The 13106-nt window shown below is 37.0% G+C and carries 9 protein-coding genes and 1 pseudogene; 8 read left to right on the forward strand and 2 right to left on the reverse strand.

What is annotated here, in order from left to right; translation table 11 throughout:
- From RT405_RS07110 to RT405_RS07135, 6 genes are all read left to right on the forward strand, one after another.
- Nucleotides 1-355, forward strand: a 355-nt coding sequence (locus tag RT405_RS07110; protein WP_313468742.1) for a GRP family sugar transporter, incomplete at its 5' end; no start/stop codon positions are given.
- 66 nt (nt 356-421) lie between these two features.
- On the forward strand, nt 422-1807 hold the full coding sequence (locus tag RT405_RS07115; RefSeq protein ID WP_313468744.1) for an amino acid permease: 1386 nt from the start codon (nt 422-424) through the stop codon (nt 1805-1807).
- Between the two features lie 211 nt (nt 1808-2018).
- A complete protein-coding gene (locus RT405_RS07120) occupies nt 2019-2708 on the forward strand; it encodes a PepSY domain-containing protein (protein WP_313468746.1) in 690 nt (229 codons plus the stop codon).
- Between the two features lie 137 nt (nt 2709-2845).
- Nucleotides 2846-3547: an ABC transporter ATP-binding protein gene (locus RT405_RS07125; protein WP_313468748.1), complete on the forward strand. Its 702-nt coding sequence runs from the start codon at nt 2846-2848 to the stop codon at nt 3545-3547.
- Nucleotides 3548-3560: 13 nt separating this feature from the next.
- Nucleotides 3561-6335 (forward strand): FtsX-like permease family protein, encoded by a 2775-nt coding sequence (locus RT405_RS07130; RefSeq protein ID WP_313468750.1) that lies wholly within the window; start codon nt 3561-3563, stop codon nt 6333-6335.
- Entirely contained in the window at nt 6319-7131 is an 813-nt protein-coding gene (locus RT405_RS07135; protein ID WP_313468752.1) for an ABC transporter permease, read from the forward strand. The genes RT405_RS07130 and RT405_RS07135 overlap by 17 nt, the downstream gene beginning before the upstream one ends.
- A 130-nt stretch (nt 7132-7261) precedes the next feature.
- On the opposite strand, the gene RT405_RS07140 is transcribed toward RT405_RS07135, so the two are convergent.
- On the reverse strand, nt 7262-8113 hold the full coding sequence (locus RT405_RS07140; protein WP_313468754.1) for an AraC family transcriptional regulator: 852 nt from the start codon (nt 8111-8113) through the stop codon (nt 7262-7264).
- A 167-nt stretch (nt 8114-8280) separates the two neighbouring features.
- On the opposite strand from RT405_RS07140, the gene RT405_RS07145 reads away from it, so the two are divergent.
- Both RT405_RS07145 and ebgA read left to right on the forward strand, forming a co-directional pair.
- Nucleotides 8281-9765, forward strand: coding sequence for an amino acid permease (locus tag RT405_RS07145; protein ID WP_313468755.1), 1485 nt, complete (start codon nt 8281-8283; stop codon nt 9763-9765).
- 22 nt (nt 9766-9787) lie between these two features.
- Entirely contained in the window at nt 9788-12787 is a 3000-nt protein-coding gene (ebgA, locus tag RT405_RS07150; RefSeq protein WP_396163443.1) for a beta-galactosidase subunit alpha, read from the forward strand.
- A gap of 128 nt (nt 12788-12915) precedes the next feature.
- On the opposite strand, the pseudogene RT405_RS07155 reads toward ebgA, so the two are convergent.
- Nucleotides 12916-13106, reverse strand: a pseudogene (locus RT405_RS07155) (5'-3'-deoxyribonucleotidase); the annotation flags it as partial.

The following is a 13106-nucleotide window of genomic DNA, read 5'->3' on the forward strand; positions in this document are numbered from 1 at the left end:
TACGATCAACGCTTCTGGCGTAAACGCATTGGCTGTGATTTTGCCACAATCTGTTGGTATGTTAGTTGGAGCTTTATTATTTTCTTGGAAACAAAACGTACGAAGCAAATACACTGTTCGAAATATCTTAACTGGATTGATTTGGGGGATCGGAAATATCTTTATGCTGCTGGCAATGAAAGAAATCGGTTTAGCCGTTAGTTTTTCATTATCACAAATGGGAATTATCATCTCAACACTAGGCGGTATTTGGTTCTTAGGAGAAACGAAAACAAAACGCGAATTCAAGTTTGTCATTTTGGGCTGTTTACTAGTGATCGTCGGTGGTATTGTTTTAGGGTATTTGAAAGCTTAGACAATCGAACAGTGCAGTATGAGAAAACAACTAATTAATTATATAAGAGATCGGTAGGTTAGCTTAATGGATTTATTTCGCAAAAAACCAATGAATACGGCATTGCATGAGAAAATAACATTAAAAAAAGAATTAAAAACGTTTGATCTGATTTTGTTAGGTTTAGGAGCCATTGTTGGAACAGGGATATTTGTGATTACCGGTACTGCCGCTGCTACAACTGCCGGACCAGCTTTGATTGTTTCGTTTATCATTGCAGCTTTTTCTTGCGCCTTATCTGCTATGTGTTATGCAGAGTTTGCTTCACGAGTGCCAGTTGGCGGAGGAGCTTATTCTTATATTTACACCATTTTCGGCGAGCTTTTAGGCTGGCTGGTTGGCTGGTTGCTGATCTGCGAATATTTACTGGCCAATGCTTCCGTTGCATCTGGTTGGTCAGGTTACGTCCATGGTTTTTTAGACGGAATGGGTTTGCATTTCCCACAAGCTTTACGTGCTTCTTACGATCCAGCCAATGGAACCTATGTAGATGTAATTGCGATAGCTATCACTTTAATTGTAACTTATATTGTCGTTCAAGGTGCTAAAAAAGCTTTGCGGTTGAATAATTTAATGGTTATCATCAAATTCAGTTTGATTGCATTGTTTATTGTGGTCGGTATTTTTTATGTGAAGCCAGTTAACTGGACACCTTTTGCACCATTTGGGTTAAAAGGAATTACTTCTGGGGCAGCTATCGTCTTTTTTGCTTTTTTAGGTTTTGATGCTGTCAGTACAGCTGCAGAAGAAGTGAAAAACCCACAAAAAGATGTTCCAAGAGGGATTATCGGTTCACTGGGAATAGCTACCGTTTTATATATTGGTGTAACCTTGATCTTAACCGGAATTGTGCCGTTCACCCATTTAGATGTTAAAGATCCAGTAGCTTTTGCTATGCGTTTTATTGGTCATGATATGATTGCTGGAATGATTTCTGTTGGAGCGATTTTAACACTACTAACAGTTTTGATTTCTATGACCTATGGATTGGCACGTTTAGTTTATACGATCAGTCGCGATGGGTTATTGCCGATTACATTGAGCGAAGTGAATGAGAAAACAAAGACACCGCATAAGGCGACAGTTGTAGTGGGAATCATCTCAGCCATTCTAGCTGGTATTATCCCTTTAAACCAATTAGCTGCTTTAACCAATATCGTTACGTTGATGGTTTTTGTTATTATTGCAGCCGGTATCCTGCAATTGCGAAAAGATCATGGGAAACCAAAATCAGGTGAGTTCAAAGTTCCTGGGGTTCCTTTTTTCCCAGTCGTTTCCATTATCGTTTGTTTCTATTTAATGTTTCAATTGTCGCTTACTGTTTGGATAATGTTTGCCGTTTGGCTGATCCTTGGTCTCGTAGTTTATAGCTTTTACGGCTACCGGCATAGTCGACTAAATGATGAAAATTAAACAACAACTAAAAGAGCAAATCTAGGCAACCATTGTTTTGGTTTAATTTTTCGTTTTTAGCAAGTTAAATAAGAGACAAGTCCTTTTACTTTTAATTCATGAGAGATTCCTTATACTTAACTTATACTATCAATAGGTAGAGAAAGAAGAATCTTAGGTAGTTTCAAACTAACCATAGAATGAAATAGAAATAAAAAGGAGAAGGATAATAATGAAAACAAAGATGAATAAAAAGGCTTTGGTCGGTACAGTCACTTTAGCAACTTCACTACTGTTGATGGCGTGCAGTAATGGTACTCAAAACGATACAACGACAAATTCAGAAACAGCTTCTTCCGAAATGAGTATGTCGAGCAGTCAAATGGAAAGCTCAAGTATGGCTGAATCGAGTTCATCAGCAATGAGTTCAAGTTCTGCAGATTCTAGCTCTACCAGTAGTGATATGAATGATACTTCATCTAAAGGAATAGAAAATAAGACATTCGATGTCAGTATGGAAGACGCAGTCAATAAATTCAAAGAAACATATTCAGATGCAAAAATCACCTCGGTCGGTATCGATAACGATTCAAACAGTTATGTTTATCAAATTGAAGGATACAACGATACCAACGAAGTAGAACTAGACGTTGATGCAACATCCGGAGAAATTGTCAAACAAGATACAGATGACAAAGACAATGTGAGTGATGATGACGTTCTGGATCTGGAAGGATTAGTTTCACCACAAGAAGCTATGAAAGCCGCATTGGATAAAGTCGGCAGCGGATACGCTAAAGAGTGGAGTATCGATAGCAAAAACGGTAAAGTCTACTATGAAATAGATGTAGAAGGCAGCGATAGTGCAAACGATGATGTTCATATCGATGCTAAAACTGGAGACTTTATTGGTTTTGATTAAAAACAATTAACATGTAAAGCTAATAGTTAAAAGATTAAATAAGTCGTAAAAATCGTAAAATCGATTTTTGCGACTTATTTGTATGTTATAATTGTTTCCATTGATTAAAAAAAGAAAAGTAGAAATGTAGGGATAGAATGGCTTTTGTAGAAATTATCGACGAATATAAGCGTTATCAAATGGGCGATACCACCATTGCTGCAAATGATGGCATCTCTTTTGAAATCGAAAGAGGCGAATTTGCTGTTATCGTCGGTCCCAGTGGTGCAGGAAAATCAACTGTTCTGAATATTTTAGGCGGGATGGACGATGCCGATGAAGGACAAGTAAAAGTTGATGAAAAGGATATTGCTAAATTTAACAAGAAAGAATTGACTAAATACCGTCGTGATGATGTGGGTTTTGTGTTTCAATTTTACAATTTGGTTCCTAATTTAACCGCTAAAGAAAATGTGGAATTAGCTGCCGAAATCTCGCAACACGCATTAGATGCTGAAAAAGTATTACGGGATGTCGGGTTAGGCCATCGATTGAATAATTTTCCAGCTCAATTATCAGGCGGAGAACAACAGCGGGTAGCGATTGCTCGGGCTCTTGCTAAGCAGCCAAAACTGTTATTGTGTGATGAACCAACAGGTGCATTAGATTATGAAACAGGAAAGCAGATTTTAAAGCTGTTACAAGATACCTGCATCAACACCGGGACAACTGTCATTGTAATTACGCATAATCAAGCGATAGCCCCAATGGCTGATCGGATTATTGAAATCAATAACGCAAAAGTACGTAAAACAACATTGAACCCCAATCCATCATCAGTAGCTGATATCGAATGGTAAAGGGGGAGATAACATGAAAAAGAAAGCTTTATGGAAAGATATTTTCAAAGAAATGTGGCAATCCAAAGCTCGTTTTCTCTCAATCTTTGCCATTATTACATTAGGTGTAGCGTTTTTTGCTGGGATCAAAGCTACCGGCCCGGATATGATCGATACAACTGATCAATATTATCAAGAGACAAATTTAATGGATTTAAAAGTCGTTTCTACTTATGGACTAGAGCAGTCGGATATCGATTTACTGAAAACAGTAAAAGGAGCGGCTGTCCAAGAAGCATACAGTAAAGATGTGATGTTAAAAGATAGCGGATTAGTAACAAAAGTCATGAGCTATCCTGAAGACGCTGAAAATACCTCTAACCAGTATGCTGTTGTATCAGGCAGACTGCCAGAAAAATCTGGGGAAATAGCGCTGGATGCTGCATCTGAATATTCTTCTGCCTATGCATTAGGCGATACTGTTGTCTTAACGACTGACGATCAAGAGGATCCGATACAAGATAGCTTGGTTGAAGATACGTATAAAGTAGTCGGATTTGTAAACAGTCCGCAATACATTGAAAAAGATGCTAGAGGGAACAGCACAATTGGAACTGGTTCATTAGATGGTTTTGCGGTTATTCCTAAAGCGGACTTTGATATGGAGTATTATACAGAGGCTTATCTCACGTTTTCAGATACAGCTTCACTGCAAGCTTATTCCAAAACATATGAAGATACAGTAAATCAGCATCAGAAAGATATTGAAAAATTAACGAAAGATCTGCCGCAAGAACGGTTAGCTGAAATAAAAAAAGAAGCACAAGCAGAAATTGATAAAGGCCAAAAAGAAATTGAGGAAGCTAAAGAAAAACTGGCAGATGGCCAATCGCAATTAGATGATGCTAAGAAAAAGCTGGAAGACGGCCGTGCAGAGTATGAAGAAGGCGTTGAAAAGTTAGAAAGTGAAATCAGTAAAGCACAAGCTGAATTGGATGCCAATAGCCAAAAAATAGCTGAAGGGAAAAAGGAACTGGCCTCAAAACGCACAGAACTCGAGGCGGGACAAGCAGAATTAAACCAAGCAAAACAGTCCTTTACTGAACAAAAAGCTTCAGCAGAAGCCGAGTTGACAGCTGGCGAAAAGGAATTAGCTGCCAATCAGCAAAAAATCGACCAAGGCCTTCAAGCGGTTCAAGCTGCACAAGCAGAAATCGACCAAGGAAAAGAAGCGATTCAACAAGGTCAAGCAACATTAGATAAACAAGCACAAGAACTCAAAGCAGGACAACAGCAAGTGACTGAGATGAAAGCGTCCTTGCAAGCTGCACAAACAGAATTGGCAAAAGCAATTGAAGCCGGAACAGACGAAGCGGCTGTAGTTGAACTGCAACAAAAAATTGCAGGATTACAGCAAGCTATTCCAGCTGCCGAAAAAGAAATTGAAAACGGTCAAGCTGCTTTGAGCCAAGGACAAGCTGAATTAGACAAACAACTAAGTACGATTCAAGTCGGCGAACCCGAATTGGCTCAAAAACAAGCTGAATTAGAAGCTGCACAAGCTGAATTAAACCAAGGAAAAGAAGCTTTTGCCGCACAAAAAGCAGCTGCTCAAGAAAAATTAGTAGCAGGAGAAAATGAAATTGCTGTCAATCAACAGCAAATCGATGAAGGACTGCAAGCTATTCAAGCAGCTGAAACTGAATTAGCTAATGGAGAAACTCAATTAACTGAAGGTCAAGCTACATTGGATCAAGAGCAGGCGAAGGGACAAGCTGAACTAGCTGAAGCCAAAGAAAAGCTTGAAACAGGCCAAGCTGAGTATGAAAAAGCTGCTGCAGAATTTAAAAAGCAGAAAGAAGATGCAGATAAAGACATTTCAGATGGCGAAGCTGAACTGGCGGACGCTAAGAAAGAATTGGCAGACCTTGCTAAACCGGAATATTTTGTCTTTGATCGTAGTGTCAATCCCGGATATGCAGAATACAGCGATAATGCTGACCGTATATCGGCTATTGCGCAAGTCTTTCCCGTCTTTTTCTTCTTGATTGCTGCGTTGGTTTGTTTGACAACTATGACAAGAATGGTTGACGAACAACGACTGCAGATCGGAACATTGAAAGCACTTGGTTATACAAATTGGGATATTTCAAAAAAATTCTTAGTTTATGCTTCACTAGCGAGTGTAGTTGGTACGGTTGTTGGGTTACTGATTGGTTATCAAATTTTCCCAAGCGTGATCTTCAACGCATATGGCTCATTATACAATCTGCCAAGTATCCGAATCACTTATTACCTCAGCTATGGATTGATTTCATTTGCGATTTCGATACTTTGTACAGTGGCTTCAGCTTATGCAGCTGTAAGAGTAGCTTTGCAAAGCAATGCAGCAACGTTGATGCGGCCAAAAGCACCAAAAGTTGGGCAACGGATTTTGCTGGAACGACTTCCATTTATTTGGAATCGGATGGGTTTCATCCAAAAGGTAACTGCCCGTAACTTATTCCGCTATAAACAACGTATGTTGATGACTGTTTTAGGTGTAGCTGGTTGTACCGCCTTGATTTTAACAGGTTTTGGTGTATCTGATTCAATTGCAGATATTCCAAATCTTCAATATGGGAAAGTTATGAAGTACAATGCATTAGTGGCTTACAACGCAGATGCTTCTAAAGAAGAAAAAGAAACGTACCAAGAATTTATTCAATCTCAACCTGAAATCAAAAATCACTTGGACGTCTTACAAGAACCGTACACAGCTTCTGAAAAAGGAGCAAATACTCAAGATTTTTGTGCCCGAAACAACTGATCATTTAGCTGATTACGTGTTTTTGAATGACCGACGTTCAGGAGAAACGTATTCATTGTCAAATAACGGGGTCATTATCACTGAGAAACTAGCCAAATTGTTTGATGTGAAGCCTGGTGACACACTAGCGTTGAAAGACGATGATAATAATGTAATTGATGTTAAAATTTCTCAGATTGCAGAAAATTATGCAGGTCATTATGCATTTATGACAAAAGATTATTATAAAACAGTGATTGGTCAAAATCCGGTATACAATACACAACTGCTGAAATACCAAGAAGGCAAACAGTGGGAAGATAAAATAGGCAGAGAATTAACAGCTTTACCGAATGTATCAGCTGTCAGCTTTGTACGAGACGTGAGCGGAACGATCAATGATACAATGGGCAGTTTAGGCATTGTGACGTTAGTACTCATCGTGTCAGCAGGACTGTTGGCATTTGTTGTTCTTTATAATTTAACAAATATTAATGTGTCAGAACGGATCAGAGAATTATCCACTATTAAAGTATTAGGCTTTTTTGATAAAGAAGTCACGATGTACATTTATCGGGAAAATATTATTTTAACACTAATGGGAATTTTAGTCGGATCGTTCTTAGGTTTGCTCTTACATGGATTTGTTTTAAATACAGCCGAGATGGATATGTTGATGTTTAGTCCCAATATCCAACCGCTTAGTTTCCTTTATTCAGGATTGCTGACTATGCTGTTTTCAGGAATCGTGATGGTCGCTATGCACATCAAATTAAAAAATATCGACATGATCGAAGCTCTAAAATCAGTAGATTAAATAAGGATGCGAAGAGCTAGAATACGCAGCTCAAATAAGACCAGGATGCGAAGTGACCCCTGGTAGATACACAGCTTAAAATAAGAAGAATAGGAGTTGCAACTGTTTGTTTAGCAGTTGCAACTCCTATTTATTTAGAATAAAATTGAGCCCGAAATTTGGAAGGAGACATCTTTTTATAATGAGCAAATTGCCTTGAAAAATGAGAAGGGTGATTAAAACCGACTAAAAAGGCAATTTCTTCAATCGAATAACTAGTTTTTCTGAGTAATTCAGCAGACTTATTCAAACGGTATTCAATTAAATAAGTTTTTGGGCTAATCTGTTTATACTTTTTAAATAACCGAAATAAATAAGTGCGTTCAATCTGCACAGCATCTGATAAATTTTCGATATTAAAATCAGGATTATAATAGTGTTGATGAATTAAATTCATTGCCTTTTCAACATATTTTTCAGCTTCGCTTAAATTATGAATGATTCTCTCATGGTACTGTGAAGACAATAAATCAACGATATGATAGGCTTCTCCTAATGCTGAATAGGGTTTATTTACTTCAGAAAAAGCAAAAACATTTTTAAAGTGAGAATCCATTTGATACTTGTCGAGAAATTGATAAACATAATTTGAACTATTTTTTTCAGAAGTCGGAAGCAGCAAACCACATTCTTGAAAGATTTCATGGCAAGCAGCACCTTTAAATCCAATCCAACGGTAACTCCAAGGATCTTCTGTTAAGGGGTAATAATTATTCTTTGTATTAGGTGGAATAATAAATCCTTGGTTTTCTTCTAAAATAACATGTTCATCATTAATAAAAAAATGACCTTGGCCTTTTAAAATATAATGAATCAAATAATAATCGATTGGTTCATATTGATAAGGTTCTCTTGGCTTCACATCTTCATATCCGCATTCATAAATATAAAATTCCTTATTCAAACTCTTTTCTGTTAAAAATGTCCCAACAGAATTGAACATAAATTTCCTCCTAAAAGCAACATAATGTCAAACATAAGCAACATTCATTAATTACATTTTAACAAAAATTCTATTAGAATGAAAGCGTAATCAAATACTAGCGCTAGTATAAAAAATAAAGAACAGATTACCTACTAAATAGTAAACACTTATAAGGAGGCCTTTTCATGCCAGAAACACGTGGAAAAATGAAACCCATTTCTTTTCTGCTTATGACTTTCACAGCAGTATTTTCTTTTGGAACCATTATTAATGCAAGTGCTAGTATTGGGCTAGCGGCAGTTCCAACATTTCTATTTGCAACAATTTTCTATTTTTTTCCTTTTACTCTGATGATCGGAGAATTTGCTTCAGCTAATACAGATTCAGAATCTGGAGTGTACAGTTGGATCCGTACATCTCTTGGAGAAAAATGGGCATTCTTAGGTTCGTGGTCCTATTTCTTTGTTAACTTATTTTTCTTCACTTCACTATTACCGCAAACTCTGATTTATGCCTCTTATACTTTTTTAGGGTACAACATCTTTGGCGGAAGTAATGCAACCGTTATTATTTCGTTTTTATCTATCGCTCTTTTTTGGTTAGCCACTTATGTATCAATTAAAGGAGTATCTTGGATTTCTAAAGTAACCGATTTATCTGGAGTTGCTCGATTGGTTATGGGAATCGGATTTATTATTTTAGCTTTAGCAGTTGTATTTATTTTAGGTGAGAAACCGGCACAACACTTTACAAATGCTACGGTATCTTCAAATATGAACTGGAACTATTTGACAACTTTAGCGTGGATCCTGCAAGCAGTCGGCGGTGCTGAAGCGGTTGGTGTATACGTTAAAGATATTAAAGGCGGAAACAAATCCTTTATGAAGACAATTGTTGTAGCAGCACTATCCATCGGAGTTATTTACGCTCTAGGCGCGGTAGCAGTTGGGATGATATTACCGAGCGAAACATTGCAAGGAAATTACTCTAATGCGTTATTTGATGCTTTTGCAATTTTGGGAGCTCACTTTGGAATAACTACTGGTGTTACTCGAGTCGTTGGGTTAATTATGCTGCTCAGTTCAGTCGGTTCCTTGGTTCTTTGGACAGCAGCTCCAGTTAAAATTTTATTTTCTGAAATTCCAGAAGGGATTTTCGGCAAATGGGTATCAAAAACAAATAATGAAGGAAATCCGACAAATGCACTTTTACTGCAAGCTATTATTGTCACAGCCCTAATGATCATTCCAGCATTGGGTGTGGGTTCCATTGATACATTCTTGAAAACCTTGATTAATATGACAGCAGCTACATCACTGATTCCAGTTCTCTTTCTACTATGGGCGTACATTACTATGCGTGTAAAAAAAGAAAATCTACCACGTACATTTAAAATGGGGAACCAAAAAACAGGTATTACAATTGGCATCATGTTGTTAGTCTTCTTTATGTTCGCTTTTGTAGTATCTATTCTTCCTTCTCCAGCTGCATTGATAACCTACTTTAAAACTGGATTTGTAGCAGAAGGCACAGCAAACCCATTGTTTACATTGATTTACAATGCACTGGGGGTCATTATTTTTGTAGGGTTTGCTTATATTTGTTATATGAAATACGAAAAAAAAATAGGCGGTGGATTGGTTGAGACAACTAAAAAGATGGGAAAATAATAAGGTAGACAGCATCAATAGAATGGAACCGAGAGCGAATTTTAGAAGCTTTGCTGATCGTATGGAAGCTGAAAAAAGTGAACATACTGCATTGTTTTTTGAAAGTTTAAATGGCAAATGGGACTTTTTATTCTTAGAAGCTCCAGAATATAGTCCAGAAGACTTTTACAAAACATCTTGCAGTACAGATAAGTGGGATAAAATCGAAGTGCCGGGAAACTGGCAAAGACAAGGATATGGCGACATGCATTATTCAGATTTATGGTATAATTTTCCGATTATCCCGCCGTTTGTTCCAACTGCAAATCCTACAGGTATTTACAGAAGAACATTCAACTTGGACACTGTTCAAGAAGATCAACAATATATCTTGCGTTTCCAAGGAGTGGATTCTGCTTTTGAGGTCTATTTAAATGACCAATTTGTCGGCTACAGCAAAGGTGCAAGAATCCAAAGTGAATTTGATTTATCAGATCTATTAACAACTGGAACAAATACGTTAACGGTAAGAGTATTTCAATGGTCGGATGGAACGTATTTAGAAGATCAAGATATGTGGTGGTTGAGCGGAATATTCCGTGATGTGGATTTGTTTACTCGGCCAAAAGAAGGGTTGTATGATTTCACGATTCAAACTCTTTTGAACAAAAACTTTACTTCAGCCACGTTGATTGTTAACCCTGTCTTTACAGAACTAGCAGATCAGAAAATTGTCTATGAATTATTAGATAAAGATGGAAACAAAGTAGTTGAAGAAGAAAAAAATGGCAGAGAAAGCTTAGTTAAAACCATCACAGAACCGCACAAATGGTCTGCTGAGTCTCCTTATCTTTATCAACTTTTAATGACCGTTAAAAAAGATGGGAAAGTTGTTGAGGTCATCAATCAAAAAGTTGGTTTCAGACAAATTGAAGTACAAGGAAACTGTTTCCTAGTCAATGGTGTAGCTATTAAATTAAAGGGAGTAAATCGCCACGATTATAGTCCGACAACAGGCAGAGTCACGACTAAAGAAAGTATTGAAAAAGATATTGTTTTGATGAAGCAGCACAACATCAATGCGATTCGGACCGCTCATTACCCTAACTCACCTTATTTTTATGATTTATGTGATGAATACGGTATGTATGTTATTGATGAAACCGACTTAGAATGCCATGGTTTCGAGTTGACAGAAGATTATAAATGGCTTTCTGATAATCCAGAATGGGAAGAAGCCCATGTCAACCGTATCAAACGAACGATTCAACGAGATAAAAATCATCCTTCTATTATTATGTGGTCACTTGGAAATGAATCATCTTTTGGATACAACTTCAGAAAAATGGCAGAATATGCTAAGAAGACAGATCCAACGAGACTCGTTCATTATGAAGGGGATTTCGAAGTGGAGGTCAGCGATGTATACTCAACTATGTATACGTGGTTAGAAAGAGAAGATGACAAACTGACAATGGATAAAGTTATTACAAATACGAAAAAACCGCATATTCTTTGTGAATACGGACATGCCATGGGGAATGGTCCAGGCAACTTAAAAGAATATCAAGATCTTTTTTATCAGCACGATCATATCCAAGGCGGATTTATATGGGAATGGTTCGATCATGGGATTGAATCGGTTTCTGAAGAAGGGGAAGTTTATTACCAGTATGGTGGTGATTTTGGAGATGATCCAAATAACGGCAACTTCTGTATCGATGGAATGTTGTTGCCCGATCGGACACCTTCTACTAGTCTGATTGAATACAAAAAAGTAATTGAACCGATTGAAACAAAAGTTATTGATAGTGTATCAGGATTTTACCAGCTTACAAATAGACTAGATTTTAATACCTTAGCTGATTACCAATTGATATGTCAGTTTTATGAAGATGATCGTTTGATCGAAGAACGGAATGAAACAATACCTGAAACGTTAGCAAGAAAATCATCTACTATAAGAATCTGCTATCCTGAAGTTGTCTTTAAATCAGGTGCTCTCTATACTGTTCGGTTTGTTTATCAATTAAAAAATACAGCAGCTTGGGCACAAAAGGGATTTGAAGTAACGAGAAGTGTGTTTGTTTGGCATAAAGAAAAACCTTTAGCAGAGACAAATAAAACGAATACTAGTGAAATAAAAGTAAGGGAGCAACAAGCCTTTGTGACAGTAGAAGGAGATCAGTTCAGTTTCCGTTTCGATAAAGTCAAAGGGAAACTGCTTGAGGCGTACTACAACAAAGAAAAAGTTATTGAAAAAGGTCCGGAAATGAACTTTTGGAGAGCTCCTATTGATAACGATATGTATCTTTTAGAAGATTACAAAAATAAATACTTTATGCACTTGCCTCATGAATCTGTTCGCGAAGTTCAATGTGAAACAAAAGAAAATACATTTGAAATGCGAGTAAGTGCCTACTATGGGACTACGAACAGCGCATGGTATTATGATCTTGATTATAAATATGTAATAGATTCATCTGGCCAAATCAGCTTCTCTATTGATGGAATCGCGTCTGGCCGCAAGCTGCTTGCTCCGCCAATGCTTCCTCGATTAGGGGTTTCCCTTCAAATAGCCAAAGATTTTGACACTGTTTCTTGGAGAGGACTTGGTCCTTTAGAAAACTACAGTGATTCTCGTCAAGCAGCTTATCTAGGAGTATTTACAAATTCAGTAGACGATTTATTTGTCAATTATGTAAAACCTCAAGAAAACGGCAACCATATGGAGTGCGATTGGGTCGGTTTAACAAAAGAAAATAATGCATTGTTAGTCAAAACAAATAATACATTCGATTACAGCGTGTCCAGATATGAAGCGATTGATCTTGAAAAAGCTAAGCATACGATTGATTTGAAAAAACGTGATTATGTGGTCTTAAATATAGATACTTGCCAAAATGGGTTAGGGAGCAACTCCTGTGGACAAGATCAGTTAGACAAATACCGTTGTAAGTTCGAAGATTTTTCATTACAATTTACGATTGCATTAGAAGAAATTGCGCAAAAAAACATTGCAGAAATAGCTCGGGAAAATTAAAAGTAAAATAAGAAGATCTTTTCGTTAAAGAATACATTTTTTATCTTATCATATAAATACTGGTAATTCCTCAGGTTAAATTGATGAATTACCAGTGTTTTATTTAGCTATACTTGTATTGAAAGTCTTTACTCAGCCAACTGGTTAAAAAATTCTCTAACCTCTTGCCAGTTGTTCATACGATAAGGAAAATCGATCTGTTTATTGTGATGTGCAGTGAACAATAAACCCGTTCCAGCAAAACCGTCAAAATGGTGAATGTGATCATCTATTAAATAATCAGCTTTGATAATGCTTTTATTACCACAAAAAACAATAT

It is taken from the genome of Carnobacterium sp. (assembly GCF_032094055.1).
In the GTDB taxonomy this organism is placed as follows: domain Bacteria; phylum Bacillota; class Bacilli; order Lactobacillales; family Carnobacteriaceae; genus Carnobacterium_A.

What these genes read in the sequence shown, in the direction of transcription:
- RT405_RS07125 (WP_313468748.1), top strand. Translation starts at nt 2,846, where the DNA reads ATGGCTTTTGTAGAAATTATCGACGAATATAAGCGTTATCAAATGGGC.
- RT405_RS07130 (WP_313468750.1), top strand. Translation starts at nt 3,561, where the DNA reads ATGAAAAAGAAAGCTTTATGGAAAGATATTTTCAAAGAAATGTGGCAA.
- RT405_RS07120 (WP_313468746.1), top strand. Translation starts at nt 2,019, where the DNA reads ATGAAAACAAAGATGAATAAAAAGGCTTTGGTCGGTACAGTCACTTTA.
- ebgA (WP_396163443.1), top strand. Translation starts at nt 9,788, where the DNA reads ATGGAACCGAGAGCGAATTTTAGAAGCTTTGCTGATCGTATGGAAGCT.
- RT405_RS07145 (WP_313468755.1), top strand. Translation starts at nt 8,281, where the DNA reads ATGCCAGAAACACGTGGAAAAATGAAACCCATTTCTTTTCTGCTTATG.
- RT405_RS07140 (WP_313468754.1), bottom strand. Translation starts at nt 8,113, where the DNA reads ATGTTCAATTCTGTTGGGACATTTTTAACAGAAAAGAGTTTGAATAAG.
- RT405_RS07115 (WP_313468744.1), top strand. Translation starts at nt 422, where the DNA reads ATGGATTTATTTCGCAAAAAACCAATGAATACGGCATTGCATGAGAAA.